Annotated in this window: 23 protein-coding genes and 1 tRNA gene; 12 read left to right on the top strand and 12 right to left on the bottom strand. The window is 70.5% G+C overall.

What is annotated here, in order from left to right; genetic code table 11:
• Positions 1 to 224 precede the first annotated feature (224 nt).
• Positions 225 to 1748, top strand: coding sequence for a sugar transferase (locus LX14_RS17585; protein WP_253648673.1), 1524 nt, complete (start codon positions 225 to 227; stop codon positions 1746 to 1748).
• On the opposite strand, the gene LX14_RS17590 is transcribed toward LX14_RS17585, so the two are convergent.
• Positions 1745 to 3700 carry an Rv1355c family protein gene (locus tag LX14_RS17590; RefSeq protein ID WP_253648674.1) on the bottom strand — a complete coding sequence of 652 codons (1956 nt, stop codon included), beginning with the start codon at positions 3698 to 3700 and terminating at the stop codon, positions 1745 to 1747. The genes LX14_RS17585 and LX14_RS17590 overlap by 4 nt on opposite strands.
• Before the next feature lie 285 nt (positions 3701 to 3985).
• On the opposite strand from LX14_RS17590, the gene LX14_RS17595 reads away from it, so the two are divergent.
• Positions 3986 to 4666 (top strand): hypothetical protein, encoded by a 681-nt coding sequence (locus LX14_RS17595; protein ID WP_253648675.1) that lies wholly within the window; start codon positions 3986 to 3988, stop codon positions 4664 to 4666.
• Positions 4667 to 4673: 7 nt separating this feature from the next.
• Here the strand turns inward: LX14_RS17595 and LX14_RS21015 are convergent, their stop codons facing one another.
• Complete coding sequence (locus LX14_RS21015) at positions 4674 to 5915, bottom strand: GGDEF domain-containing protein (RefSeq protein WP_308214136.1); 1242 nt, start codon at positions 5913 to 5915, stop codon at positions 4674 to 4676.
• 388 nt (positions 5916 to 6303) lie between these two features.
• Here LX14_RS21015 and LX14_RS17605 point away from each other — a divergent pair, with 388 nt between their 5' ends.
• From LX14_RS17605 to LX14_RS17615, 3 genes are all read left to right on the top strand, one after another.
• Complete coding sequence (locus LX14_RS17605) at positions 6304 to 7434, top strand: NDMA-dependent alcohol dehydrogenase (protein ID WP_253648676.1); 1131 nt, start codon at positions 6304 to 6306, stop codon at positions 7432 to 7434.
• A 69-nt stretch (positions 7435 to 7503) separates the two neighbouring features.
• Positions 7504 to 8319, top strand: a complete 816-nt coding sequence (locus tag LX14_RS17610; RefSeq protein ID WP_253648677.1) for a serine hydrolase domain-containing protein — start codon at positions 7504 to 7506, stop codon at positions 8317 to 8319.
• A 131-nt stretch (positions 8320 to 8450) separates the two neighbouring features.
• Positions 8451 to 8969 carry a DUF3145 domain-containing protein gene (locus LX14_RS17615; protein WP_253648678.1) on the top strand — a complete coding sequence of 173 codons (519 nt, stop codon included), beginning with the start codon at positions 8451 to 8453 and terminating at the stop codon, positions 8967 to 8969.
• 112 nt (positions 8970 to 9081) lie between these two features.
• Here the strand turns inward: LX14_RS17615 and LX14_RS17620 are convergent, their stop codons facing one another.
• The 6 genes from LX14_RS17620 to aceE form a co-directional block, all read right to left on the bottom strand.
• Positions 9082 to 10533 (bottom strand): acyl-CoA carboxylase subunit beta, encoded by a 1452-nt coding sequence (locus LX14_RS17620; protein WP_253648679.1) that lies wholly within the window; start codon positions 10531 to 10533, stop codon positions 9082 to 9084.
• Between the two features lie 49 nt (positions 10534 to 10582).
• On the bottom strand, positions 10583 to 11848 hold the full coding sequence (locus tag LX14_RS17625) for a KasA/KasB family beta-ketoacyl-ACP synthase (RefSeq protein ID WP_301283864.1): 1266 nt from the start codon (positions 11846 to 11848) through the stop codon (positions 10583 to 10585).
• Positions 11849 to 11853: 5 nt separating this feature from the next.
• Positions 11854 to 12159, bottom strand: a complete 306-nt coding sequence (gene acpM / locus LX14_RS17630; protein WP_253648681.1) for a meromycolate extension acyl carrier protein AcpM — start codon at positions 12157 to 12159, stop codon at positions 11854 to 11856.
• Between the two features lie 114 nt (positions 12160 to 12273).
• Positions 12274 to 13182: an ACP S-malonyltransferase gene (locus LX14_RS17635; protein ID WP_253648682.1), complete on the bottom strand. Its 909-nt coding sequence runs from the start codon at positions 13180 to 13182 to the stop codon at positions 12274 to 12276.
• 202 nt (positions 13183 to 13384) lie between these two features.
• The gene (locus LX14_RS17640) at positions 13385 to 14644 is read right to left on the bottom strand and encodes a PucR family transcriptional regulator (protein WP_253648683.1); all 1260 of its coding nucleotides are present in this window, start codon (positions 14642 to 14644) and stop codon (positions 13385 to 13387) included.
• Positions 14645 to 14695: 51 nt separating this feature from the next.
• Positions 14696 to 17473, bottom strand: a complete 2778-nt coding sequence (aceE, locus tag LX14_RS17645) for a pyruvate dehydrogenase (acetyl-transferring), homodimeric type (RefSeq protein ID WP_253648684.1) — start codon at positions 17471 to 17473, stop codon at positions 14696 to 14698.
• Positions 17474 to 17725: 252 nt separating this feature from the next.
• Here aceE and LX14_RS17650 point away from each other — a divergent pair, with 252 nt between their 5' ends.
• The 4 genes from LX14_RS17650 (at position 17726) to LX14_RS17665 (ending at position 19589) form a co-directional block, all read left to right on the top strand.
• Positions 17726 to 18325, top strand: coding sequence for an Rv2240c family protein (locus tag LX14_RS17650; protein ID WP_253648685.1), 600 nt, complete (start codon positions 17726 to 17728; stop codon positions 18323 to 18325).
• A 150-nt stretch (positions 18326 to 18475) separates the two neighbouring features.
• Positions 18476 to 18892, top strand: a complete 417-nt coding sequence (locus LX14_RS17655) for a DUF3052 domain-containing protein (RefSeq protein WP_308214137.1) — start codon at positions 18476 to 18478, stop codon at positions 18890 to 18892.
• A gap of 68 nt (positions 18893 to 18960) precedes the next feature.
• A complete protein-coding gene (locus tag LX14_RS17660) occupies positions 18961 to 19434 on the top strand; it encodes a peroxiredoxin (RefSeq protein WP_253648686.1) in 474 nt (157 codons plus the stop codon).
• Between the two features lie 82 nt (positions 19435 to 19516).
• Positions 19517 to 19589: transfer RNA gene (locus tag LX14_RS17665), tRNA-Val, on the top strand.
• 1 nt (position 19590) lies between these two features.
• Here the strand turns inward: LX14_RS17665 and LX14_RS17670 are convergent.
• A complete protein-coding gene (locus LX14_RS17670) occupies positions 19591 to 20571 on the bottom strand; it encodes a helix-turn-helix transcriptional regulator (RefSeq protein WP_253648687.1) in 981 nt (326 codons plus the stop codon).
• A gap of 214 nt (positions 20572 to 20785) precedes the next feature.
• Here LX14_RS17670 and LX14_RS17675 point away from each other — a divergent pair, with 214 nt between their 5' ends.
• The gene (locus tag LX14_RS17675; RefSeq protein ID WP_253648688.1) at positions 20786 to 21676 is read left to right on the top strand and encodes a YdcF family protein; all 891 of its coding nucleotides are present in this window, start codon (positions 20786 to 20788) and stop codon (positions 21674 to 21676) included.
• A gap of 13 nt (positions 21677 to 21689) precedes the next feature.
• Here LX14_RS17675 and LX14_RS17680 read toward each other — a convergent pair whose 3' ends face one another.
• On the bottom strand, positions 21690 to 22445 hold the full coding sequence (locus tag LX14_RS17680) for a DUF429 domain-containing protein (RefSeq protein ID WP_253648689.1): 756 nt from the start codon (positions 22443 to 22445) through the stop codon (positions 21690 to 21692).
• Between the two features lie 43 nt (positions 22446 to 22488).
• On the opposite strand from LX14_RS17680, the gene LX14_RS17685 reads away from it, so the two are divergent.
• Positions 22489 to 23916: an acyl-CoA synthetase gene (locus LX14_RS17685; protein WP_253648690.1), complete on the top strand. Its 1428-nt coding sequence runs from the start codon at positions 22489 to 22491 to the stop codon at positions 23914 to 23916.
• An 11-nt stretch (positions 23917 to 23927) separates the two neighbouring features.
• Here LX14_RS17685 and LX14_RS17690 read toward each other — a convergent pair whose 3' ends face one another.
• Positions 23928 to 24821 carry a spermidine synthase gene (locus LX14_RS17690; RefSeq protein ID WP_253648691.1) on the bottom strand — a complete coding sequence of 298 codons (894 nt, stop codon included), beginning with the start codon at positions 24819 to 24821 and terminating at the stop codon, positions 23928 to 23930.
• Positions 24822 to 24869: 48 nt separating this feature from the next.
• On the opposite strand from LX14_RS17690, the gene LX14_RS17695 reads away from it, so the two are divergent.
• Entirely contained in the window at positions 24870 to 25835 is a 966-nt protein-coding gene (locus tag LX14_RS17695; protein ID WP_253648692.1) for a cobalamin biosynthesis protein, read from the top strand.
• Here LX14_RS17695 and LX14_RS17700 read toward each other — a convergent pair.
• Positions 25813 to 26772, bottom strand: coding sequence for an SURF1 family cytochrome oxidase biogenesis protein (locus tag LX14_RS17700; RefSeq protein ID WP_253648693.1), 960 nt, complete (start codon positions 26770 to 26772; stop codon positions 25813 to 25815). The two genes, LX14_RS17695 and LX14_RS17700, sit on opposite strands and share 23 nt — an antisense overlap.
• Positions 26773 to 26998: the final 226 nt, after the last annotated feature.

Raw genomic sequence — 26998 nt, forward strand, 5'->3', positions numbered from 1 at the left:
CGCGAAGCGACTTCCCTGTCGACGGCCGACGCGCGGCGATCCCGCGCCACGGCCCATGCTGTCCCCGGGGACACGGCGATCGCCCATCCGCGACGCCTGGCCTGGAAGGCCCCACGACCTCGAGGCCGCTCCACCCCGGTCCCCGGTACGCCCACGACGTGGTGGGACGGCTCGGCTTCCTGCGCCCGCCCGTCCGCGCCCCCGCCCGTCACGAAGGACCATCGATGACCCGGCCCTCCCGCGCTCCCTCCGTCCGTCGCCTCCCCGGCGCCGGACGCCGCGACGAGCCCGCGCGCCGCGCCGAGTTCGTCCAGCCGCGGTCGCAGCACTGGCTGTACCAGTACTCCGCCCGCGTCCGGGTCATCGACTTCGCCGTCGTCGTGGCGGCGGTGCTCATCGCCCTGGTGGTCCGCTTCGGCTACGACCTCGTCCACACCCTCGGCCGCTTCCGCTGGCCCGCGGTCGCCATCGCCCTGCTGATCGCGCTGTTCTGGTACGCGATGCTGCGCGTCAACCAGAGCGCGGACCGCCGGGTGCTGGGCAGTGGGCCGGCCGAGTACAGCCGTGTCCTCACCGCCACCCTCACCACCTTCGGCGTGCTCGCCATCGTCGACCAGCTGCTCCGCCTCAGCGTCGCCCGCGGGTTCATCGCCGTCGCGTTCCCGCTCGGTGCGGTACTGCTCGTGACCTCCCGCTGGCTCCTGCGGCGCCACGTCGCGCGGATGCGTCGTGCCGGGCGCTACCTGGAGCGGGTGCTGGTGATGGGCGGCATCCGATCGGCGCAGCTGCTCATCGAGCGGCTCGACGCGAACCCGGAGCTCGGCTACGAGGTCGTCGGCATGTGCCTGCCCGTCGAGAAGCCGAGCGACCCCGAGATCATCCAGTCGGGCGCTCGTGTCATCCCGGTCTTCGGCGACTTCTCCGACGCGCGGACGGCGGTCGCCCTGTCCGGGGCGACGACCGTCGCCGTCACTTCGGCGGAGGTGCTGGGGCACTCCGCCATGCGCGAACTCTCGTGGGACCTCGAGGGCATGGACGTCGACATGCTCGTCTCACCCGGCGTGACGGATGTCGCCGGTCCCCGGATGATGGTGCGACCGGTCGCCGGTCTGCCGTTGCTCCACATCGACAAGCCTGCCTACCAGGGGGCCAACCGCTTCCTCAAGGCCGCCTTCGACCGATCGGTGACCGCACTGCTGCTGCTGGCGCTCTCACCGGTGATGGTGGTGTGCGCACTCGCGGTGAAGCTCTCGTCCCCGGGCCCGGTGTTCTACCGGGGTGAACGGATCGGCCTGGGCAACGAGCCGTTCCCGATGTGGAAGTTCCGGTCCATGGTCGTCGGTGCCGACACACAGCGCGCCCTGCTCACCGACCGCGACGCCGGCAACAGCGTCCTGTTCAAGATCGCCGACGACCCCCGCGTCACCCGCGTCGGGAAGGTGTTGCGGCGGTACAGCCTCGACGAACTGCCCCAGCTGTTCAACGTCCTGGGCGGGTCGATGAGCCTGGTGGGACCCCGTCCGCCGTTGCGCGAGGAGGTCGAGACCTACGACCACATCGTGACCCGGCGGATGCTGGTGAAGCCGGGCATCACCGGCCTGTGGCAGGTGTCGGGCCGGTCGGACCTGTCCTGGGAGGAGTCGGTCCGTCTCGATCTCACCTACGTCGAGAACTGGTCGATCATGCAGGACCTCATCATCCTGTGGCGGACGGCCCGGGCGGTCGTCTCCCGCGACGGCGCCTACTAGGCCACCCGCATCACGAGCGCCGGCGCGTCGTCGGGCGCGAGGCCGAGCGCGTCCCGGGCGTCCCGGTCCGCCGCGCACAGCTGATCGCCGCGCTCGGGCGCGATGCCCCGACGTTCGTCGTCGTCGCGGGCGTAACCGGTGATCGGTTGCGCCGCCGCGACATCCCTCCCCGTCGCCGCGAGCCGGGCCCACACGGTCTCGGCGACGATCCCCGCACGGGCGAAGTCCGCCGCCGACCAGCCGGCGGCGGTCACCACCACGAGGGCTGACGATCCTGCGACGGCACCCCGGGTGAGGTCGCCGAGAGCCTGGCCGGCATCCCAGTCCGACAGGTGTGCCATCACGTCGGCACGGGTGAGGACGCCGAGCAGCGCCGCGGCCCCGGGCGGGAGCACGGGCGGTGACGTGACGAGTTCGGCGTGGAGATCCGGTGTCAGCCACCGGATCCGCTCCCCGACGGCCAGAGCGGCGGCGTAGCGCTCGACGGCGGCCCGGTCGGCGACGACGCGGACGGTGGCCGTGTCGTCGGAGAGATCGGTGATGGTGTCCAGGGCGGCGTTCGCCCCGCCGCCCATGCCGTCGTCCCCGCGCGTCGCGGAGGGCCCCCAGACCACCGAGCCGTCGGGGTCGTCGTCGCGCCCGTCCACCACGGCCTCGCCGGACATCCCGCGTCCGGCTGCCGCGACGATCATCGCCCGGACCGTGGCCCCGAGTGCGAACGCCGATCCCCGCCGGTCGACGTCGACGCGTGACGTCGGGCGGTCGTGGTCCAGCGCCACGTGCATCGACATGCCGTCGACATCGACGACGGAGGTCCACGAGGCGTTCCCCGACCGGCTGCGTGCGGCGGCGATGGCCTCGACGTCGGACAGGGCCACCCGGTCGGGCGATGGTCCGCCGTCCGGGATGCGGGGGAGAGGCGGCGGTTCCAGCGTGTCGAGAGCACCCTCGATGTCGATGCGGGTCCGCCCCGACGGCAACGGGAGCCCCTGGACCAGCCGGCGGATCGCGGCCGCGCACGTCGCGCCGCCGAGCGCGACGTCCCCGCCGAGCTGTGGCCACGTCGACAGGGTCCGTCCCACCTCGAGCACCGAGGCGCCCATCCGGGGGGTGATGCGACTCGCGTCGAGCAGCGTCGCTGCGGCGCCGATGCGCCCCGCCGGTCCCGCTGCGGCGACGGCGTCGGGGTCGATGTCGCCGAGGAGGCCGTGGAACAGCGGACGATCCGGCTCGAGGTCGAAGCGTTCGACGTCGAGGACGCCACCGTCGCTGGACTCGGTGACGACGGGGATCCGGCGGAGCCGGGCCCGCTCGCGCACGAGGAACTTGGCCGCGAACGAGTCACACTCCTCGAGCACCAGATCAAGACCCTCGAGGAAGTCCTCGACGGTCTCGGCGTCGACGGGTGCGGCCATGATCTCGACACGGAGGTACGGGTCGATCTCGGCGATGCGTCGTGCGGCGACCACCGCCTTGTCGACCCCGAGATCGAGCACGGTCGCGGGGACACGGTTGAGGTTCGAGAGATCCAGCTCGTCGAAGTCGGCGAGACGCAGCGTCCCGGTGATGCCCTCGAGGGCGATGGTGTGCGCGATGGCGTGACCGACGCTCAGGCCGACGACCCCGATCGTCGTGGCCGCAGCCGCTCGTTGCTCCTCGAGGGTGATCTTGTTGCGGTTGCGGTCGAGCCGCACGCGCCGGAACGACTCCGGACCCAGCAGGTGCACGAGCGTGCGCCGCCACGGCAGATGGACCCACCGCGCGGTCTCGTCGAGCAGGGCCTGCTCGGGAGTCGGGATCAGCGCGGACAACTCCGCCCGCTGCTGCGCCACGGTGTCCAGCCGGGTCACGAGGGGGTCGGCCGACAACTCCGCGAGGCGCCGACGGTCCGCCGCGTCGGACTCGTCGAGGATCTCCGTTCCGACGGTGTCGGGACGAGGGTGGACGGTCATGGCAATTGCCTCTTCCCGCGCGCATTTGTTAGATGGGGATGGGGGGAGATCATTCGTGCATTTCCGACGGACTTTTCGGGCATTGTCGACGGCATTGTTGCTGTTTGTGAATCTGCACGTCACGTGCGTCGATCATGTTCGCGATCAATGACTTTCGATTCGTTATCGGCGATTTTCACGGGTAGTTCCTGAATTCATCCTCGGGGGAAAGGATTCGTCATGTCCGTCGCAACACCGGAATTCGCGGGGGTTGTTCCACACGGGTCGGTCACACCTGGATTGCGGGTGGAGATCGACGACCCGCTGGGCGGTGCCCGACTCGTCGTCGCCACCCCGGACGGCGACGCCCGCCTGTGGCGCGACTACCTCGACGGCGCGCACGCGAGCTACGCGGCCCACGGCGTGGCCGCGGCGCTCGACCGCGACGCCGTCGCCGACGGACACGACACCGCGGTGTTCTTCGCGGTCCTCGACGAGGCCGGGGTCTGCCGGGGTGGACTCCGCGCGCAGGGCCCCTACCTCCGAGCCGACGAGTCGCACGCCGTCGTCGAGTGGGCCGGCTCGGACGGGCTCGACGCGGTCGTCCGTGCGATCGAGACGCGACTGCCGGAGGGGGTGATCGAGGTGAAGGCGGCGTGGGTGGACCCGACGGCGCCCGACCCGCGCGCGACGGCCGGAGTGCTGTCGCGGCTCGCGTTGCCGCTGTTCGCCGTCACCGGCGCCGGGTACATCATGGCGACGTCGGCCGAGCACTCGCTGCGCCGATGGGAGTCCGGTGGAGGCCGCATCGACGAGACGGTCTGTGCGACGGCCTATCCCGACGAGCGCTACAGCACACGACTGATGTGGTGGGACGCGCGGACGATGGAGGTCGACGCCGACCCCCGGATGTTGTCGGTGATGCGGGATCAGGTGCGTCTCATGCGGATGCGATCCGGCGATGTCGCGGCTCGCATGGCCGCCTGACGGGGCGTCACGCAGTGGCGGGCGCGTAGAGGCGCGACTGGTCGTCGTCGCCGTCGACGAACTGGATCGGCGACGTCGACAGGCACACCACGCGGTCCCGACCGGCGCTCTTGGCGACGTACACCCACCGGTCGGCGAGGTGGGTGAGGTGATCGACGACGTGGGAGATGTTCGACGTGCCCATGCGGGTGACCGACAGGGGCGCCGCGACGGCCCCGATGCTGACGGTCACCGCGGACGTCGTCGCGACCGTCGTGCGGATGGTCTCCGCCGCCTCGGTGAGCGCGGGCAGACCGCGGATGGGGCAGAGGACGACGAACTCCTCGCCACCGAATCTGCCGATGAGGCTGCCGCGGGGCGCGGAGGCGAGGATCGCGCGGACGGTGTCGACGAGGACCGCGTCACCGGCGGCGTGGCCGAGTCGGTCGTTGACGGTCTTGAAGTGGTCGACGTCGATGAGGAGGAACCCGACCTGTACCTCTGCGTCGGCGATCTGCGACAGGAGGCGTCCGCTGCGGGCGAGGAAGCCGCGGCGGTTCAGCAGCCCGGTGAGGGGGTCGGTGTCGCCGAGGACGGCGTAGCGCTGCATCGAGACCTCGAGCGACGTCCGCAGTGCGGAGACGATGAAGACCGGGATGACGACGTTCGCGACACCGGCGCCACAGGTCACCAGCATGCCGATGAACGAGGTGACGTTGAGCAGGGCCACGACGATCGCGCAGCAGATGGCGACGCCGGCGAACGTCACCACCACCCGCCGAGACGACGCCATCGCCGCGATGGCGGGGATCGCGCCGAGCAGGGTCATGACGACTCCGGCGGCCACGGGGTCGGTCACCGCCCAGGCGGCCACCGCGATGCCCAGCATGCCGATCAGTCCGAAGACCGTGAACAACCAATCGGTCAGACGGCCGACCACAGCGGTCGTGGTGAGGACGACGAGGGTGAACACCCAGACCACGAGCAGCGCGGGCAGCCCGTTCGGGCGGAGCAGCGTCGGGTCGAGCATGCCCAACAGCGGCAGCGGCAACGAACCGCTGGTGGACAGCAGCACCGCCGCCGACCGACCGTCGAGACGTTGCCAGAACCGGGTGACGGCGCCGGGCCTGCTCCGCCGATCCCGGGGTGCCGGTGGGTCCCGACGGATCCGCGGGGCCACGAGACGGTTGCGCGTCGCGATGACGATCGGTGGCGCGACATCCGGGGAGTCGTACGCAGGACGCGTCGACTCGGACCCGGTCTGGTGCACATCCGACATCATGCCCGGTCGGGCGGGTGTTCGGACAGCGGCCACGGGTAGTCGTGGTGATGCATCACCACGCCGCAGCGCAAGCAGATCCATGTCCGTTGGGGCGGATCACATCGGTTGTCCCAGCCGACGAGCATCCGTCGCGCACCCAGGGGGTGGCCGTGAGGGCAGCGGGCGGGGAAACGTTCGACCAGCGGGCGCACGGGTACCTCTCGGACTCGGCCCGCGACGAGTTCCCCCAGTCTATGGCCCGGTCCGACACACTCCGCCCGGCCGAGGTAGAACACGTTCCATTTCTGCGCGATCGTGACTAGTGTCACCGGCAACGGCGCCGCCGGTCTTCTCCGGCGCCGTGCGGGCAGACGCGTGTGAGGCATGGAGGTTTCCGATGAGAACGAAGGCTGCGCTGCTGCGGGAGTCCAACACCCCGTGGCAGATCGAAGAGGTGGAGCTCGGCGACCCCCGGGCCCACGAGATCAAGATCCGCATGGAGGCGGCCGGGATGTGCCACTCCGATCACCACCTGGTGACCGGCGGCATCCCCATGGCCGGGTTCCCGATCCTCGGTGGGCACGAGGGCGCGGGCGTCGTCGAGGAACTCGGCGAGGGGGTCACCGACTTCGAGGTGGGCGACCACGTCGTGCTCTCGTTCATCCCGTCGTGCGGGAAGTGTCCGTCGTGTCAGGCCGGACTGGCCAACCTGTGCGATTTCGGCGCGATGCTCCTGCAGGGGGAGGCCGTGTCGGACAACACCTTCCGCATCCAGACCCCGGCGGGGGAGAACGTCTACCCCATGACGCTGCTGGGGACGTTCTCGCCGTACATGGTGGTGCACGAGGCGTCCGCGGTGAAGATCGACAAGGACATCCCGTTCGAGGTCGCGGCGCTCTGCGGGTGCGGCATCCCCACCGGCTACGGCTCGTCGACCCGTAGCGGCGCGGTCAAGCCGGGCGAGGACGTCGCCATCGTCGGCGTCGGCGGTGTCGGGACGGCGGCGCTGCAGGGCGCGGTGATCTCCGGGGCGCGCAACGTCTTCGCCATCGACCCGGTCGAGTGGAAGCGTGAGCAGGCCATGAAGTTCGGGGCCACCCATGCCTTCGCCTCCGTCGAGGAGGCCGCCATGACCATCGCCGAGGTGACCGCCGGACACATGGCGCACAAGGTGATCGTCACCGTCGGCGAGGTCCACGGCAAGGACGTCGACCTCTGGATGGGCATCACCGCGAAGGCCGGCACCTGCGTGCTGACCGGCATGGGCAACATGATGGAGACCGAGGTGACGTTGAACCTCGCGATGCTCACGCTCCTGCAGAAGAACCTGCAGGGGACCATCTTCGGCGGTGCCAACCCGAAGCTCGACATCCCGCAGCTGCTGTCGATGTACAAGATGGGCAAGCTCAACATCGACGACATGATCACCCGCCAGTACCGCCTCGACCAGATCAACGACGGGTACACCGACATGTTGGAGGGACGCAACATCCGCGGCGTCATCCGCTTCACGGACGAGGATCGCTGATCCGCCTCCGGCGAAGGACCGCTGATCCGCCTCGGCGGGTGATCGCTGTCCGCGTGATCTGATGGGTGCGTGAACGCTCTCGCGCACCTCGACGACTGGCCCGTCGACACCGTCGCCGCCGCGGTGGTGACCGCCGACGGGTCCGTCGTCGACTCCCACGGCGACCTGGACCGCCGCTTCGCCCTGGCGTCGGTGACCAAGTTGCTCAGTGCCCACGCGATCGCCGTCGCCGTCGAGGAGGAGGCGATCGCCCTCTCCGATGCCGCGGGCCCACCGGGGTCGACCGTCGAACACCTGCTCGCGCACGCATCGGGTCTCGCCTTCGACGAGGACGCGGTCGAGGCCGGACCCGGCGAGAAGCGCATCTACTCGAATCAGGGGTACGCGGTCCTCGCGGCGCATCTGACCGACGCCACCGGCATCGACTTCGCGGACTACCTCCGCGACGCCGTGTGCGCGCCGCTGTCGATGTCGTCGACCACCCTGGACGGCCCCGCGGGCCACGGCGCCACGTCCAGCGTCGCCGACCTCGCGCGGCTCGCCGCTGATCTCCTGACCCCCCGACTGATCGCCCCGGCCACCCATGCGGCGATGACGACCGTGCACTTCCCCGGACTCGACGGGTTCGTGCCGGGATACGGCCGCCACAGTCCCAACGACTGGGGGCTCGGCCCGGAGATCCGCGGGGAGAAGTCGCCGCACTGGACCGGGACACGGACGTCGCCGACGACCTTCGGCCACTTCGGACAGTCGGGGACGTTCCTGTGGGTGGATCCCGATCGCGGCGCGGCCTGCGTCGTCCTCACCGACCGGACCTTCGGCTCCTGGGCCAAGCCGCTGTGGTCGGACTTCTCGGACGCCGTGGTCGCCGAGCTGACGGACTGACGCTCGAACACACGTACCACTGGCGTATCACCCGCACCGTGAGGCACAATGGTCTCGTACCTATCTCCGGTGGGTGTCGCCAGGTCGTTGGGGAAGACGATCCTCGTCGAATCCACGGAGGGTGAGAACCGGTGCGCAGACTCGAACAGTTCGCGGACGTGACGACAGGTGTGGTCTACATCCACTCGTCACCGACCGCACTCTGCCCACATGTCGAGTGGGCTCTGTCGTCGACCCTCGACGCCCGCGCGAACCTCAAGTGGTCGGCGCAGGAGGCGGGTCGTGGACTCCAACGTGCCACCGTCGACTGGACCGGGCCTGTCGGCACCGGAGCCCGGCTCGCCAGCGCCCTGCGCGAGTGGCCGGTGTTGCGCTTCGAGGTGACCGAGAACCCGAGCGAGGGTGTCGACGGCGAACGCTACTGCCATGTGCCGGGCCTCGGACTGTGGCGCGGCTCGATGAGTGCCAACGGTGACGTCGTGGTGGGGGAGATGCAGCTGCGGTCGATGATCGACTCCGCTCCCGATGCGATCGGCCTCGCCGGTCGGCTCGACGCGGCCCTCGGCACCGCGTGGGACGAAGCCCTGGAGTCCTACCGCATGGGCGGCGCCGGCGCCGAGGTCACGTGGCTGCATCAGCGCGTGGGCTGACGCCACGCGGGTTGCATCAGCGCATGGGCTGACAGACCTGTCCCGATGAGAAAGGCCCTGGACCTCGCGGTCCAGGGCCTTTCTTCTGTCCGTCTCGGACCTCAGCGTCCGATCACAGCGGGATGTTCTTGTGCCGTCCGCGACGGGCCGGGGCCGAGGCCAAGGCCTCGGCGATGATGCTGCGCGTCTTCGCCGGGTCGATGATCTCGTCGACCACGCCGATCGACTGGGCACGCCCCACGCCACCGGCGATCGCCTCGTGCTCCACGGCCAGACGGTCGTGCAGGGCCTCGCGCTCGTCGTCGGCAGCGGCGGCCAACGCCTTCTTGTGGAGGATGCCCACGGCGGCCTTCGCGCCCATGACCGCGACCTCCGAGCCGGGCCACGCGAACACGGCCGTGGCCCCGAGGGCGCGGGAGTTCATCGCGATGTACGCGCCGCCGTAGATCTTGCGGGTCACCAGCGTCACGCGGGGGACCGTGCACTCGGCGAACGCGTGGAGCAGCTTCGCGCCACGTCGTACGACACCGTCCCACTCCTGCCCGACACCGGGCAGGTACCCCGGGACGTCGGTCATGACGATGAGCGGGATGCCGAACGCATCGCACAGGCGGACGAAGCGCGCGGCCTTCTCTGCGCTCAGCGAGTTGAGGCACCCACCCATGCGGAGCGGGTTGTTGGCGACGACGCCGACGCTGCGACCGGAGAGCCGACCGAAGCCGACCACGATGTTCGGGGCGAACTTGGCCTGGATCTCCTCGAAGCTGGAGATCTCGGTCTCGCCGTCGGCGGCGAGTTCGGTGTCGAGCAGACCGGCGACGACCGGGTGGACGTCGTAGGCCCGGCGGTTCGACTCCGGCAGCAGAGCCTTGAGGTCGGTGTCCCCGGCCTCGGCACGCCGACGGCTGAAGTGCCCCTGCTGGCTGAACGTCGCGACGAGGCGACGGGCGCGCCAGAGGGCGTCCGGCTCGGAGTCGGCGGTGATGTGGCTGACGCCGGACTTCTTGCCGTGCGTGTGCGGCCCACCGAGCGACTCCATGTCGACCTGCTCGCCGGTGACGCTCTTGACCACGTCCGGACCGGTGACGAACACCCGCCCGGCCGGGGCCATGATCACGATGTCGGTCAGTGCCGGCCCGTAGGCGGCGCCGCCGGCGGCGAAACCGACGACGACCGAGATCTGCGGGATGTAGCCCGACGCGCGGACCATCGCCTCGAAGACCTGGCCGACGGCGTGGAGTGCCTCCACGCCCTCGGCGAGGCGGGCCCCGCCGGAGTGCCAGATGCCCACGATCGGGGCCTGCTCGGCGATCGCGGTGTCGATGGCGTTGACCATGTGCGCGCACCCCACGACACCCATGGCACCGCCCATGACGGTGCCATCGGTGCAGTAGGAGATGGTGCGGACGCCGTTGACCCGACCGACGGCCGCCTGCACACCCGACTTGTCGCGGGGGTGCAGCAACGACATCGATCCCTCGTCGAAGAAGTTGGTCAAGCGCAGGATGGGATCACGAGGATCCACGGTCTCCTCCGTCGAGGTGAGCGGTGCCATTGTGGTCATCAGGTCTCCTAGCAGTTCCGGCGGAGTCGCCCCCGCACCCAGGTCGTGGTCAGTAACGACCGAAGGCGAGCGCGACGTTGTGCCCACCGAATCCGAACGAGTTGTTGATCGCGTATTCGATGTGCCCGTACCGCGGCTCACCGGCGACGATGTCGAGTGCGCATTCCGGGTCCTGGTTGTCGAGGTTGAGCGTGGGCGGGATGACGCCCTCCTCGACGGACTTGATGGTCAGGACCGATTCCAATGCGCCCACCGCACCGATGGAGTGCCCGAGCGCCGATTTGGGTGCGTACACGGAGACGTGGTCCCCGAGTGCCGCGTTGATGGCCAACGCCTCCGCGGTGTCGCCGATGGAGGTCGACGTCGCGTGTGCGTTGACGTGCGTGACGTCGGACTTGGAGATCCCTGCGGTCTCCATCGCCCGTGTCATCGCACGAGCCGCGCCGGTCCCCTCGGGGTGCGGTGCGACCAGGTGATACCCGTCGGAGGTGATGCCCGACCCGAGCAGACGCGCGTGGATGTGCGCACCGCGGGCCCGGGCATGGTCCTCGCGCTCGAGGACGAGCAGCGCGGCTGCCTCGCCGAACACGAAGCCGTCACGGTCCTTGTCGAACGGACGAGATGCCGCGGCGGGATCGTCGTTGCGCGTGCTCATCGCCCGCATCATCGCGAAGCTGGCGATCGGCACGGCGTCGATGAACCCCTCGACACCGCCGGTGACGACCATGTCGGCGTCACCGAGGACGATGTGCCGCCACGCGTGAGCGATGGCCTCCGACCCCGATGAGCACGCCGAGACGGGCGTGATGACGCCGGCTTGCGCCCCCACGTTGAGGCCGATGACGGCCGCGGGGCCGTTCGGCATGGTCATGGGGACCGCGAGCGGTGACACCTTGCGGTAGTTCTTGGTGCCGGTCATGGCGTCGTGCGCCGCGATGAGGGCGTCGCCACCGCCGAGACCGGTGCCGAGAACGACCGCGAGGCGTTCCTTCTCGACATCCGGCTCGCCGGCCTGCTCCCACAGTCGCTTGCTCATGACATGCGCCATGCGCTCGACGTAGCTCATGCGTCGGGCCTCGACGCGTGACACCTCTTCGGTCGGATCCTTGACGAGCTTCCCACCGATGCGGACCGGGAGGTCGTACTCGGTGATGAAGTCGTCTGTCAGGGCCCTGATGCCGGTCTCGCCGGCGAGCAGACCCTTCCAGGTGGAGTCGAGATCCTCACCGACGGATGTCGAGGCGACCATCGAGGTCACCACGACGTTGGGGAAGTTCCCAGCCGCGGTCGAGAACTCACGAAGAGAGGTGGTCAATTACGTCACTCAGCCTTCTTGGCGGAGTCCACCTGGGCCTGGATGGCCGCAGCGGCCTCGGGGTTCTCGGCCTCGAGCTTCTGGATGTAGGCCACCGCGTCACCGACCGTGCGCAGCCCGGCCAGGTCCTCGTCCGGGATCTTCACGCCGTACTTGTCCTCGGTCTGGACCGCGATCTCGACCATCGACAGCGAGTCGATGTCGAGGTCGTCCACGAAGGACTTGTCGATCGTGACCTCAGAGGGCTCAATGCCGGTGACCTCTTCGATGATCTCCGCGATACCGGCGATGAGTTCTTCCTGAGTCGCCACTGGGTGGCTCCCTTCATGTTCGTCGTCTTCGAGCTGTGATTTCCGGACCGATGCTCGGCATCGTCTGGACTGGCGTGTCACGCCTTCCGGGTGCTCCCGCAGGTGCGGGAGCCGCTATCCAAGTCCTGTTGCCCCGTCCAGGTCGTCGGGGGTCTTGCAGGCCCGCGTCGGGACACCCTTGAGTTCGCGCTTCGCGATGCCGGTGAGCGTGCCCGCCGGGGGCAGCTCCACCAGGCCGGTGACGCCGAGCTCGCGCATGGTGGCCGAGCAGAGGTCCCACCGCACCGGGTTCGTCACCTGCGCGACGATGCGCTCGAGGGCCTGTGCCCCCGACGTGACGGGACGGCCGTCGAAGTTCGAGAGGAGCACGGCGGTGGGCTCCCGCGGGGTGATCGACGCAGCGGCGGCCGCGACGGCGTCCTGCGCCGGCGCCATGAAGTGCGTGTGGAAGGCCCCCGCCACGGACAGCTTACGGGTTCGGGCCTTCTCCGGCGGGGTGGCGATGAGCTCGTCGATGGCCTCGACGCTGCCCGCGGCCACGATCTGCCCGGCGGCGTTCCGGTTGGCGGGGATCAGGTCGAGTTCGGCCAGACGGGCGAGCACCTGCTCCTCGTCACCGCCGAGGACGGCGGCCATCGTGGTCGGCTCCAGCGCGCAGGCCTTCGCCATCTCGGCGCCACGGACGGCGGCCAGCGAGACGGCCTCGTCACGGGTGATGACGCCGGTGATCGCCGCCGCGGCGAGCTCACCGACGGAGTGGCCGGCGACGACCAGGTCCGAGGGGAGCTCCTCACGCTTCGCCAGTTCGTCGAACGCGAGCAGGGCGGAGGCCACGACGAGCGGCTGCGTCACCGCGGTGTCGGTGATCTCCTCGGCCGTCGCGGTGGTGCCGAGGCGCGCGAGATCCAGCCCGATGGTCTTCGACCACGTGGCGATCTGATCGGCAGCGCCGGCCAGTTCGAGCCAGGGCTCGAGCATTCCCGGGGTCTGCGAGCCCTGTCCGGGCGCGAGCAACGTGAGCACGTGAACAGAGAACACCCTGAGCGGGGGTCGGCGGGCTGTCGGCGCCGATGAACCTTCGTCGCGCTATTTGTAGGGTTCCCACAAACGACTGTCGGGGCGAGTCCGGTTCGTCACCGCATCGCAACTCGTGATATAGAACAGCGCCGATCACGATCGAGTGGGCAAAACTCCACCAAATTGTGACTGGTGTTGACAGAGGTACTCATGTCAACGTTCTGTGCCGCTCCCGTGCTAGCCGTCCGACGGTCGCGGCCACTCGCAGGACGTACCCGTCGCGAGGGTTGGTCGGGTCCCGCCCGGTCACCTCCGCGATCCGTTTTAGTCGATATCTGACAGTATTCGGATGGACGAACAGTTCCCTCGCGCACGACTCGACGGACCCTCCGGAGTCGAGGTACGCATCCAGGGTGCTGGTGAGTGTGTCGCCTCCTTTGGCCAGTGGCGTTACCAGGAAGTCGTTCAGGGTGCGGACGGCGGCCGCATCGCCCAGCAGCGCGCGCTCGGGGAGCAGCTCCCAGCTGTGCACGGGCCGGGGTGCCCCCGGCCATCCCGCGACCGCCTCCATGCCCGCCAACGCCTCCGCCGCGCTGGCGTGCGCGGCTCCGAGGGTGGGGGTGGTGTGGCCGATGACGACGGGTCCCTCGGCGAAGTGGGTGAGCAGTTCCTGCACGAACTCGTCGCCGGAGGTCATGTCCCCGCTGACGATCGCGACCAGGAGGGTGCCCTGCACCACGGACAGCGCCGCGCGGTCGTGTTTGCGCGCGGTGGTGTGGATGGCCAGCGGGACGGAGACGTTCTGCTCGGGCGGGGGGTAGCCGACCACGACGGTCGCGGTCGCCTCGGTGTCCCAGTTCAGGGCGGCGGCCCGCGACAGCAGCGTCGGTCCGGTGTCGCCGCGGACGACCGCGTCGACGACGAGCGCCTCGAGTCGTGAATCCCAGGCGCCGCGGGACTCGGCCGCCGAGGCGTAGATGGCGGCGGCCGCGAACCCGATCTCGCGGCCGTAACGCAGCACCGCCTCGGTCAGCGCGCGCAGCTGCGCGTCGTTGCGGGCGAGCAGGGGGAGCCACTTCTCGAAGAACTCCATCGCCACCCGGACCATCTCGACCGACTGCAGCAGTGTGATGCGGCGGGCCAGGTCCTGGGGCACCGCCTGGAAGGCCTGCACCGTGAACGTCAGGTTGCCGTCCGGATCCTGCAACCACTCGACGAAGTTCACCACCGCCGTCTGCACGACCAACTGCACCGACGCGCGTTGCTGCGCCTCGAAATCGGCGAAGTACGGCAGCTGGTCCTGCATCGAGTGGACGGCCTCGGTGGCGAGTCGGCCGCTGTACTGCTTCACGCGTTTGAGCAGCGTGTCCGGGAGTGCGGCGTGGACGTCCGCCGGCGCCGGCACCCGGGCGCCCCGGATGCTGAGCGGGTCGCCCGATGGATGTTCTGTCGACGCCGTCTCGCTCACCAGCACACCCTAGAGCGTCGTGCCGGTGGCGAGACGTCGATCAGTCGCCCGTCACGCCACCCCGGGGTCGCTCGTCTGCTTCGGCGCGGCGAGGACGTCGGTGATGGCGTACTTCTCCGCCGCCTTCGCCGCGACCGAGTGCTCGACGTGACCCTCACGGGCCAGCGCCAGCAACGTCGCCACGACGATCGACTCGGCGTCGACGTTGAAGAACCGACGCGCGGCCGGCCGGGTGTCGGAGAAGCCGAAGCCGTCGGTGCCCAGGGTGAGGTACGTACCCGGCACCCACGCGCGGATCTGCTCCGGGACGGCGCGCATGAAGTCGCTGACCGCCACGAACGGACCCTCCGACTGCCCGAGCGCCTGCGTCACGTAGGCCTGCCCGTGGTCACCGTCGGGCTCGCGCAGGTTCGCCCGTTCGTGGGCGACGCCGTCGCGGGCCAGCTCGTTCCACGACGTCACCGACCACACGTCGGCCGAGACGTCCCATTCCTCGGCGAGCAACTCCTGCGCCCGCACCGCGTCGGACATCGTCACGCCCGAGACCAGGATGTTGGCCGGGTACTGCTTGCGCTCGGCCGCCGGATGGGCGCGGTAGACGCCCTTGAGCACACCCTCGACGTCGAGATCGTCGGGCTGCGGCGGCTGCACGATGGGCTCGTTGTAGACGGTGATGTAGAAGTAGACGTTCTCCGGGTCCTCGCCGAACATCCGGCGCAGACCGTCGACGACGATGTGGGCCATCTCGTAGGCGTAGGCCGGGTCGTAGGCCACCACGGCGGGGTTCGACGACGCGAGCAGCAGCGAGTGCCCGTCGGCGTGCTGCAGTCCCTCACCGGTCAGGGTGGTGCGCCCGGCGGTCGCGCCGAGCACGAACCCCCGCGCCATCTGGTCCGCCGCGGCCCAGAGGCCGTCACCGGTCCGCTGGAAACCGAACATCGAGTAGAAGATGTACAGCGGGATCATCGGCTCGTCGTGCGTGGCGTAGGACGTGCCGACTGCGGTGAACGACGCGGTCGACCCCGCCTCGTTGATCCCCTCGTGCAGGATCTGCCCGCTCTCGCTCTCCTTGTAGGCGAGCATCAGTTCCGCGTCGACCGACGTGTAGAGCTGACCGTTGCGGTTGTAGATCTTCAGCGACGGGAACCACGAGTCCATGCCGAACGTACGGGCCTCGTCGGGGATGATCGGCACGACGCGCTTGCCGACCTCCTTGTCGCGCATCAGCTCCTTGAAGATGCGCACCAGCGCCATCGTGGTGGCGACCTGCTGCTTGCCGGACCCCTTCGCCGCGGTCTTCACGATCGGCTTCGGATCGATCGCCAGCGTCTTCGACTTCGTGCGCCGACGGGGGAGGAACCCGCCGAGGGTCTTGCGGCGGTCGAGCATGTACTGGATCTCGGGGGAGTCCGCGCCGGGGTGGTAGTACGGCGGCAGGTAGGGATCCTTCTCCAACTGCTCGTCGGAGATGGGGATCCGTGTCGAGTCGCGGAAGTCCTTGAGGTCCTCGAGCGTCAGCTTCTTCATCTGGTGGGTCGCGTTGCGGCCCTCGAAGTGCTTGCCCAGCGTGTAGCCCTTGATCGTGTGCGCCAGGATGACCGTCGGCTGGCCCTTGTGTGCCATCGCGGCGGCGTAGGCCGCGTGGACCTTGCGGTAGTCGTGACCGCCGCGCTTGAGGTTCCAGATCTGCGCGTCGGTCAGGTTCTTGACCAGTTCCTTGGTGCGCGGGTCGCGGCCGAAGAAGTGCTCGCGGACGAACGCACCGTCGTTGGCCTTGTAGGTCTGGAAGTCACCGTCGGGGGTGGTGTTCATCAGGTTGACCAGGGCGCCGTCGCGGTCCGCGTGGAGCAGCGAGTCCCACTCGCGTCCCCAGACCACCTTGATGACGTTCCAGCCCGCGCCGCGGAAGAACGACTCGAGCTCCTGGATGATCTTGCCGTTGCCGCGCACCGGGCCGTCGAGCCGCTGCAGGTTGCAGTTGACGACGAACGTCAGGTTGTCGAGGCCCTCGGTGGCGGCGACATGCGCGAGACCGCGCGACTCCGGCTCGTCCATCTCACCGTCGCCGAGGAACGCCCACACGTGCTGATCGGTGGTGTCCTTGATGCCGCGGTCGGCGAGGTAGTGGTTGAAGCGGGCCTGATAGATGGCGTTCATGGGGCCGAGGCCCATCGACACCGTCGGGAACTGCCAGAAGTCGGGCATGAGGCGCGGGTGCGGGTACGACGGCAGCCCGCCGCCCTCGCCGGCGTGACTGTGCTCCTGTCGGAACCCGTCCATGCGCGCCTCGTCGATGCGGCCCTCGAGGTAGGCGCGGGCGTAGATGCCCGGGGACGCGTGTCCCTGGATGAAGATCTGGTCGCCGCCGCCGGAGTGGTCCTGGCCGCGGAAGAAGTGGTTGAAGCCGACCTCGTACAGCGCGGCCGACGACGCGTAGGTGGAGATGTGGCCGCCGACGCCGACACCGGGGCGCTGGGCGCGGTGCACCATGATCGCGGCGTTCCAGCGGATGAACGCGCGGAACCGGCGTTCGACCTCCTCGTCACCGGGGAACCAGGGCTCGCTCTCGGTGGGGATCGTGTTGACGTAGTCCGTCGAGGTCAGCGCGGGGATCGACACACGACGCTCGCTGGCGCGCTCGAGCATCCGCAGCAGCAGATAGCGGGCGCGGCCCGGGCCGGCGTTCTCGAGGAGCCCGTCGAACGACGCGAGCCACTCGTCGGTCTCCTGGGGGTCGATGTCGGGGAGGTAGGAGGCGACGCCCTCCCTGATCACCCGGACCCGGTCGCCGCCGGATGTCGACGATGCCGAGCTGATCTGCTGTGTCACTGGTGGGGGGCTCCTCGTGTCCTCGCGGCGTGATGTGCCTGTCGTGGTCCGTGCGGTCGGCGGGGTGCGTCGACCGGTGCGACCCCGCGAGCGGACGGGTGTGTCCGGGCGAGGTACGTCACCAATCGTGCCGTATGTGACGCGGCAGGGCACACGTTCGGGTGCCTCCGGTCGCCGGGGCGTCACCGTGCGCGGTGTCCGGTGCCCGGAACATGTTGTCGCCCACGCGGGCACTGGGGCAGGATGCGCTGCGTGAAGTCAGCCGGTCGCCGCTCGTCGCGGGCGTGTCTCGCGGGTGTGGTCGCGACGGCGACTGCGCTGATCGCGGGGTGTTCGACGGCGGTCGACGGCACGGCGCGGGTCGACGCCGCCGACGCCAGCGCCTACCGGGCCGACGTGTCGTCCTCTGCGCAGGCCGCCTCGACGCAGGCCCGGGAACGGGCCGACTACACCGCCTGCTCGACCGCCACCTCGTCGGTGGTCACGATGCTCCGCAGTTACAACTCGTTCGTGACGGCGTTGAACGCAACGCAGGACTACGCAGCGCTCAAAGGCGCGGACCTCGCCGCGGTCGACGCGCTCACCCGGGGTGCGGGTGCTGTCCGCGGGGCGCTGGCGACGGACACCGGGCCGCAGGTCCGATCCGCTGCCGTGGCCGTCGCCGACAGGTCCGACGCGCTGGCCGGGGTCGTCCGGGCGAAGGGTCGCGGTGAACTCAACGCGGCCTCGGGCGGATTCCTCCGCGCCCGCGACGACCTGCTCGCCGTCTGCCGACCTGTCGCCGCGCCGACGAGCTCGGTGCCGTCGACGAGCGCGGCCGCGCCTCCGCCGGCCCCCACCGCCCCACGCTGACCGAGCCCCCACGACTTGCACCGACACGGCGCGCGGACATCCCGCCCCGGCTTGCAAGTTGGTCGGTCACACTGTTGTCTGGACTCCAACCCCGGGCCTGTGCGCCCGTGGAAGGTCAACAGTCGGTCGCAGTCAAGGAGGTCGCCCGCGGTGGTTGCCGCGCACGGTAATCGGGCCGAGGCGCTCGGGTTCAGCTCGGGCATGGTGGTGCAGGAACTCGGGTGGGACGAGGACACCGACGACGAACTCCGCATCGACATCGAGGAGATCACCGGTGGTGAGCTGCTCGACGAGGACTCCGACGAGGTCATGGACGTCGTCATCCTCTGGTGGCGCGAATCCGACGGCGACCTCGTCGACGCCCTGGTCGACGCGATCGGCCCGCTGGCCGACGACGGTTACGTCTGGGTGTTCTCACCCAAGACCGGTACCGACGGCTACGTCGACCCCGCCGAGATCGCCGAGGCCGCTCCGACCGCTGGTCTGACGCAGACCTCCGCGATGAACCTGGGTGACTGGTCCGGCTCACGTCTCGTGCAGCCGAAGGCCCGTACGCCCAAGAGATGACCCCCTCGCCGTTGCCCACGACGTCCTCGGAGCCATCGCCGGCCGTGTCGACCGATCAGCCCACATCGATGCCCACGGGTCCGATCGCACCCGGTACCCGTGCGCCCGCCTTCGAACTCCGCGACCAGAACAATCAGCGGGTGTCCCTCGGGTCGGTCGTCGGGAGCAAGAAACTCGTCCTCGTGTTCTTCCCGCTCGCCTTCACCGGCACCTGTGAGGGCGAGATGGGCTATCTCCGCGACCACCTGCCCGACTTCGAGAACGACACGACCGCGCTGCTGGCGGTGTCGGTGGGACCGCCGCCGACCCACAAGGTGTGGTCGTCGCTGCAGGGCTTCCTCTTCCCGATCCTCTCCGACTTCTGGCCGCACGGGGCGACGGCCATCGAGTACGGCGTGTTCAACCCCCGCAGCGGATACGCCAACCGCGGCACCTTCGTGATCGACCTCGACGGCGTGGTCACCTTCTCGCACATGGTCGGCCCCGGAGAGATGCGCGATGACGCGCTGTGGGGTCAGGTGCTCGAACGCCTCGACTCCTGACGCGGATCCGCGCGGATTTCCCCGCGTGCCGCGGGGGCGTTAGATTCTGCTGTCGGCTCGACCCCGTCGGGTCGTCGCTCGCGCGCGTATAGCTCAGCGGTCAGAGCTCTGGTCTTACACACCAGCGGTCGGGGGTTCAAATCCCTCTGCGCGCACTCACCCCGCGGCCGCGGCGCGGTACCGCTGGACGATCTCCTCGTGTGCGGTGGCCTGATCGAGGCACTTGGCCCGGAGCTCCGCGGGCTCGAGGACGGTGAAGTCCGCGTCGAACCGGTGCAGCCACCACGCGATCGCGTCCAACGAGGAGCCGAACAACGTGATGTCGCAGGTGTTCTCGTCACCGGTCTCGATGACACCCCACTCCGGGTAGACCATCGGCTCCACCCGCCCGATCGGCGCGTGGATGCGCACGCGCGCGTCGGCGGATCGGGTCGCGGCGCCGATGCTGGCCGCGACATGCGCCGCGGCACCGCCGGGCGGGAGGTCCCGGGCGACGAAACGCGGGCCGGTGGGGGTCTTGGGTGTCATGCGGTCCACGCGGAACGTCCGCCAGTCGTCGCGTCCGAGGTCCCACGCGAGGAGATACCACCGGGCGCCGTTGCGGACCAGGCGGTACGGCTCGCACTCCCGTCGTGTCTCCTCGCCGGACCGCGCGCTGTAGTCGAAGCGGAGGCGTTCGCGTCGATGGCATGCGAGAGCGATGTCGGACAGCGTCGCCGCGTCCACCGACGACCGGGGCGCCGGACCGGAGACGGTCTCGACGGTCAGGGCGTCGAGCCGATGGCGCAGGCGGGACGGCATGACCTGCCGCAACTTCGACAGCGCACCCGAGGCGGCGTCGTCGAGGCCCGTCACCGACCGGGTGGCGCCGGACTGCAGCGCGACGGCGACGGCGAGGACCTCGGCGTCGTCGAGCAGCAGCGGCGGCATCTCGGCGCCGGCGCCCAGGCGGTAGCCGCCGCCGACACCCACGGTCGCGTCGACGGGGTATCCGAGCGTGCGGAGTCGGTCGACGTCACGACGAACGGTGCGGGTGGTGACGTCGAGGCGACCGGCGAGATCGGCGCCGGACCATTCCTGGCGCATCTGCAGCAACGACAGCAGCGACAACAGACGTGCGGACGACTCGATGGGCATGCCGACGATGATTGCACCGATCGAGGACAGGATCGGTCCGCTTTCGGGTCACCTGCGCCACGGCCGCGTCCGTCGAACGAGGGACACGCGGCGACGGGGTCGCAACACGCCGGTGGGTGACGGTCTCGAGACCAGCCCGTGTCCCACCTGTGCCTTTCGGCCTCATGGGCCTCGTTAGTGTCGCTGTGTCGCACAGGCGATGAAGGGAGCTGCGATGTCGTTCGAGCGTGTCCGGCGGTGCACAGCTGCCCTGATCGCCCTGGTCGCCCTCACCGGCGGGGTCGGTGCGCTGCAGGCGGGTCTGGCCGCACCGGCGGTCGCGGCGGCCGCCACCACCACGCTCTACAACTCCGCCCAGACCAAGGTCACCGACGGCGACGTCGCGGGTGGGCTCGGTGATCTCGGTGCGTTGCTGAGGATCGCGCCGAACGACGCGCAGGCACTCGCGTTGCAGGCGCTGTGGTCCGACTTCACCCTCGACCTCATCACGCGGCAGAACGCGCTCAACCGGCTCGCGGCGGTGTCGCCGGCGATGGCGGGCACGGTGGGCCGGATGTTCGGTGCGATCGGTGCCGGGGTCGGGACGATCCCGAACCCGTTGCCCGGGATCATCGGTCCGCGGACCGCGATCGTGGTGCTCGGTTACGGGCTGATGCCCGACGGCTCGATGCGCGACGAACTGACCGCCCGCATGCAGGCGGCGTGGCTGCAGGCGATCGCCGCCCCGTGGTCGACGGTCATCGTCAGCGGCGGCGCGCCGCACGCCGGCATGACCGAGGCCGTCGTGATGCGGAACTGGTTGGTGGGCCGTGGCATCCCCGCGTCGCGGATCGTCGTCGAGGACAGGTCCGGCTCGACGGTGCAGAACGCGATCAACTCGACATCGATCGCCCGATCGCGCGGGCTGGGGAACGCGATCCTCGTCTCCAGCGCGAACCACCTCCGCCGTGCCGTCGCGGACTTCACCATGGCCGGGCTGCCGGTCGTCGGGGCGACCACCCAGTTCGACGGATGGTTGCCGGAACTGATCCCGCCGCTGCGGTCCGCGCAGCGCGGCATCTACCTCGACGTGACGAGGACGGCCGGGATCCCCGCACGACGGTGACCTGCCGGCACGACTAGTCCGCGGCGAGTCCGGTCAGGTCGTGCGACGGCAGGTGGATCCAGCCCTCCCTGCGGGCGAGGTCGGTGACGTCGGCGTCGGGGAGATGCGTGCGCCCGACCGCTGCTGCTCGGGCGATGCACGACGCGATCACCGCGTCGAAGACGTCGTCGTTGCCGCGGATCGTCGCGGCGGAGGCGCCGAGGTCGAGCCACGGTGCGGCCGCGAGGACGTCGTCGACGAGACGGTCGAGGATCGCCGCTTTCGCAGCACCCTTGTACCCACGGTGGTCCAGGCCCCAGACGCGCAGCGCGGCAGCCGGATACGCCTCGACGACCGGCCCGTCGAGGCGGTCGGTCACACCGAGCGCCCGTAACAGTCCGACGCAGCGCATCGCGACATGCGCGATGAGGTCGGCGGAGACACTCAGCGGGATGAGACCGGTTCGGGTGCGCACCGCCTCGTCGGTGGTGCGGCGCACCAGGACCGCTCGCGCGGCGCGGGTGTCCGACAGCGCAGCCTCGCCCACCCCGGCGGCGGCGAGCGGGTCGGCGAGGCGATGGTGGGCGACCACGAAGGCCACGAACGGGTCCGGCCAGCCGAACGGCGCGTCGATCCCCACGCGGTCGCACCCCCGCGCCGCGTCGACGATGTCGGCGTCGGTGGCACCGAGCGTGACCCGTTCCACCTCCGCGCGCCCGGACGTCCATCGCAACACCGCCAGCGCGGTCTTCGTCGGCTCCGCGGCCAGGTCCACTCCCAGGGTGCGCACGCCCCGAACCGTATTCCCATCACGCTGTGCGACAGTGGGCGACGTGTTGCTGCCCCTGCTGACGGCGCAGGCCGTCGCCGCGTACCCCGATGTCCCCGACACCGTCGTCATCGGCGAGACCCGATTCAGTCGTGCCGACGTCGCCGGTGCGGCGACCGCCGCCGCCGAACGCCTGGGCGGTGTGCGGGTCGTCGCGGTGGAGGCGACACCGTCGATCGAGACCGTGATCGCTGTCGTCGCCGCGCTGACGGCCGGTGTCGTGGTGGTCCCGGTCCCGCCGGACTCCGGGGACGCGGAGCGGCGTCACATCCTCGACGACTCGGGCGCGCAGGGCTGGCTCGGTCCGGTACCCGCGGACGCCGCGGGCCTGCCGCATCTGCCGGTGCGTCTGTACGCGCGGTCGTGGCATGCGCATCCCCGACCGGGCGCCGATCACGCCGCGATGATCCTCTACACGTCCGGCACCACCGGCGCCCCGAAGGGCGTGGTCACCACCCACGGGGCGATCGCTGCCGGGATCGACGCCCTCGCGTCGGCCTGGGCGTGGACCGCGGACGACGTTCTCGTGCACGGCCTCCCGCTGTTCCACGTCCACGGACTGATCCTCGGTGTCATCGGACCGCTGCGCCTCGGCGGTCGGCTGGTCCACACCGGCACGCCGACACCGCAGGCGTACGCCGCGGCGCCCGGCTCGGTCTACTTCGGGGTCCCCACGGTGTGGTCGCGGGTCGCCGCCGACCCGGACAGCGCCCGCGCCCTGACGTCGGCGCGCCTGCTCGTCTCGGGCAGTGCGCCGCTGCCCGAGAGCGTGTTCGCCCGGATCGAGGAGCTCACCGGTCACCGGATCGTCGAGCGGTACGGCAGCACCGAGACCCTGATCACGCTCAGCTCACGTGTCGACGGAGAGCGACGGGCGGGGTGGGTCGGGCTGCCGCTCGACGGGGTGCAGACGCGCCTGCGGGCCGACGACGGCACCGAGCTGCCGTCGGACGGCGAGTCGGTGGGGGAACTGCTCGTGCGCGGACCGATGCTCGCGTCGGGGTATCACCGCCGTCCGGACGCCGCCGCACAGTCCTGGTCTCCCGACGGGTGGTTCGCGACCGGTGACGCCGCTGTCGTCGCTCCCGACGGGATGCACCGCATCGTGGGCCGGATGTCGACCGATCTCATCAAGAGCGGCGGATTCCGCATGGGCGCCGGAGAGATCGAGGGTGCGTTGCTCTCCCACGAGGCTGTCGCCGAGGTCGCGGTGATCGGCGTCCCCGACGACGATCTGGGTCAGCGTGTGGTCGCTGTGGTGGTGCCGGCGGCGGGCGTCGACGCGGACGACGCACTCGCCGAGCGCCTCGTCGCGCTGGTCGCAGAGAACCTGTCGGCACACAAACGGCCCAGGGAGGTGCGGTTCGTCGCCGAGCTGCCCCGCAACGCGATGGGCAAGGTGCAGAAGAAGGTGTTGCTCGACCCGACGTGAGATCGTCTGCGTCAGATCGTGATCGACGGGGCCGGCCGATCCCCGGCCGGGTCGGCGTCGGTGAAGGGTCGGGCTCCGGCGAGGAAGTCCCGTGTCTGTGCCGTGTCGCGGGTCGTCGCGGGGACCGCGTCGACCAACAGCCCCCGGGTGAGTGCGGCCGACGCCGTCATCGGCTCGTCCGAGGCGGCGAGGACGACGTTGCCGTACCGACGACCCTTGAGCATCGCGGGATCGGCGACGAGCATGAGCTCGTCGAATCGCGCCGCGAACGTGGCGATCTGGCGCCGCGCGTAGCGCAGGTCGCGGGTGTCGGCGATGTTCATCACGGCCAGCCCGCCCGGTCGCAGGACGCGGTGGACCGCGTCCACGAACTCCACGGTGGTCAGGTGGGGCGGCGTGGTGGCGCCGGCGAAGACGTCGACGACCACGACGTCGCGGCTGTCCGGTGTCAACGACTCGGTGACCGCCCGGGCGTCCCCGACACGGATGCGGACGATCGGCGCGCGGGGGATGTCGAAGCGGTCCCGCACCAGCTGGGCCAGTGCGGCATCGACCTCGACGGCTACGTGGCGCGAGGACGGGTCGACCGCGGCGAGGTGGCGGGGGAGTGCGCATCCGGCGGCACCGAGGTGCAGGACACGCATGCCCGGGTCGGCCCCGGCCCGGTCCTCACCGTGCCGGTCGGCGACGACGGCCGCGATCCACCGCATGTACTCGAAGTCGAGTCGGGTGGGATCGGCTGCGACATGCGAACTCTGGACCCCGTTGACCTCGAGCAGCCATCCCTGTCCGTCGGCGTCGGTGGTGATCCGCGCCGTCCCCGTGTCGATGGGGAACTCCCCGGCGACGGCGTCGTCGCGGGCGTCGGCCGGCGCCGCGCGGCGGGACTGTCGTCGACGGGCCATGGCGACGACCCTGCCACGCTCCGAGCGGGGCGTGGCAGGCTGGCGGCGATGACGCGACGACGAGGTGTGGCGCGAGCGGTGGGGATCGCACTGGGTGTCGCCGCCGACCGCGTCCTCGGCGACCCTGCCCGCCTGCACCCTGTGGCCGGGATGGGCACCGCCGCGGGCGCGCTGCAGCGAGTCCTCTACGCCGACAACCGCCTCGCCGGTGCGATCCACACCGCCGTGTGTGTCGGTGGCACGGTCGGCCTGCTCGCGCCGGTGGAGCGTCGCTCGCCGGTGGTCGCCGGGCTCGCCACCGCGGCCGCGACCTGGACGGCGCTCGGCGGCACCACCCTCACCCGCGTCGCCGGCGAGTTGGGTGCTCGGGTCGAGTCGGGGGATCTCGACGGTGCCCGGGTGCTGGTCCCCAGCCTGTGCGGACGCGACCCGGCGTCCCTCGACGGTCCGGGGATGGTGCGGGCGGCCGTGGAGTCGTTGGCGGAGAACACCTCCGACGCGACCGTGGGGCCGCTGGTGTGGGCGGTCCTGGCCGGTGCCCCCGGCGCGATGGGGTATCGGATGGCGAACACCCTCGACGCGATGGTCGGCTACCGCTCGCCCCGGTATCGACGGTTCGGATGGGCGTCCGCGCGCCTCGACGATCTGGCCAACCTGGTGCCCGCGCGGCTCATGGGGACGGTGGTGGTCGCGCTCGGACCGGATCGCCGGGCCGCGGCGCGTGCCTGGCGCGACGATGCCGCCGCCCATCCCAGCCCGAACGCCGGCGTCGTCGAGGCCGCGTTCGCCGGAGCGCTGGGCGTGGGCCTCGGCGGGATCACCGTCTACGCGCATGGTGTGGAGGACCGGCCGCGCCTGGGCGACGGGCCGTCGCCGACGAGCGCCGATCTCCGCCGTGCGGTGGACCTGTCGCGACGCACGCAGACGGTGGTCGCCGCCATCGCCTGCGCGGCGGCCCTCGCCGTGCCCGACCGCGGCGGGGCGAGAGGCGTCAGGACCCGTAGCGGTCGCTGAGTTTGCTGCGTGTCGACGCCGTGGTCTGCTCCTGGCGCGGCCCGGCGCCGATACCCGTCTTCACGCGGGTGCTGCCCAGTCCGGCCGACGATGCGGACACGAGCTCGTCACGACGCTTGCGGGCACGGGCGGCGACACCGTCGTCGCGGGGCGGTTCGCCGGCCGCGACGTCGTCACCGGATCCGTTCGCCGCCGCTGCGGCGGCCCGCCGGTGCCGCACCTCGGAGACCACGAAGTAGCCGAGTCCGAGCGGCGCCATGACGCCGAAGGCGATCCACTGCAGGCCGTAGGAGAGGTAGGGACCCGCGTCGAGCTGGGGGATGGGGAGTTCACCGAGGCTGCCCGGCTGGTCGGGGGAGAGCTGGAGGTAGGCGGGCATCGCGTCGAGACCCACCGAGCGTCCGAGAGCTGTGGGATCGATCGTGTAGACCTGCAGCGCTCCGGCCTCCACCCGTGGTCCCCGGTCCGGTGCGGTCCCCTCGGACGCGCGCAGGCGGGCCGAGATCGTGGTGGTGCCGTCCGGGGCATCGGGGACCGCAGGGAGTGCGGTGCCCTGCGCGGGCCGGACGTATCCGCGGTTCACGACGAACACTCGCCCGTCGTCGAGTCGGAACGGTGTCAGCACCTCGTAGGCGGGTGCGTCGGACACCGAGCGCAGGCGCACGACGGCCTGGTCGGCGGGGAGGTACCGGCCGGAGACGGTCACCTCGCGCCACTCGGAATCCCGCGGGAACGCCCCGCGTCCGGGCCACACCGAGTCGATCGGGGCGGCGTCCTTGGACACGGCGCTCTTGATCAACGAGTTCTGGTGCTCGGTCCGCGAGTTCTTGCCCAGCTGCCACGGCGCGAGGACCCAGAAGCACGCGGCCGCGAACGCGACCACCACGAGGGCAAGCGCCACCCATCCGGGGCGGGCGAAAGTGCGCAGGAACCGCATGTCACAACGATACTGCTGCGCCCGTCGGGCGGTCCCCGCGCACGTGGGAGGAGCGACCCGGCAGGTCGACTAGGCTTCTCCTCGACGCCCGGTCCACCGACCGTCCCGACACACCCGCTGCAGCCGACCGGCGGGACGTCGTGACGCAGGCGTCACCGATACCGATCCCGTGCACCCAGCCTCCGCATGAGGTGGTCCGCGTCTCGTCCGGACCCGTCGGTCCCGC

The organism is Williamsia deligens (assembly GCF_024171765.1).
In the GTDB taxonomy this organism is placed as follows: Bacteria; Actinomycetota; Actinomycetes; order Mycobacteriales; family Mycobacteriaceae; genus Williamsia_A; species Williamsia_A deligens.

Excerpts from the sequence above, each read along its gene's own strand:
- LX14_RS17675 (WP_253648688.1), top strand. The coding sequence starts at position 20,786 with ATGTCGTTCGAGCGTGTCCGGCGGTGCACAGCTGCCCTGATCGCCCTG.
- LX14_RS17590 (WP_253648674.1), bottom strand. The coding sequence starts at position 3,700 with ATGACCGTCCACCCTCGTCCCGACACCGTCGGAACGGAGATCCTCGAC.
- LX14_RS17700 (WP_253648693.1), bottom strand. The coding sequence starts at position 26,772 with ATGCGGTTCCTGCGCACTTTCGCCCGCCCCGGATGGGTGGCGCTTGCC.
- LX14_RS17605 (WP_253648676.1), top strand. The coding sequence starts at position 6,304 with ATGAGAACGAAGGCTGCGCTGCTGCGGGAGTCCAACACCCCGTGGCAG.
- LX14_RS17620 (WP_253648679.1), bottom strand. The coding sequence starts at position 10,533 with ATGACCACAATGGCACCGCTCACCTCGACGGAGGAGACCGTGGATCCT.
- LX14_RS17660 (WP_253648686.1), top strand. The coding sequence starts at position 18,961 with ATGCCCACGGGTCCGATCGCACCCGGTACCCGTGCGCCCGCCTTCGAA.
- LX14_RS17695 (WP_253648692.1), top strand. The coding sequence starts at position 24,870 with ATGACGCGACGACGAGGTGTGGCGCGAGCGGTGGGGATCGCACTGGGT.
- LX14_RS17670 (WP_253648687.1), bottom strand. The coding sequence starts at position 20,571 with ATGCCCATCGAGTCGTCCGCACGTCTGTTGTCGCTGCTGTCGTTGCTG.
- LX14_RS17585 (WP_253648673.1), top strand. The coding sequence starts at position 225 with ATGACCCGGCCCTCCCGCGCTCCCTCCGTCCGTCGCCTCCCCGGCGCC.
- LX14_RS17690 (WP_253648691.1), bottom strand. The coding sequence starts at position 24,821 with ATGGCCCGTCGACGACAGTCCCGCCGCGCGGCGCCGGCCGACGCCCGC.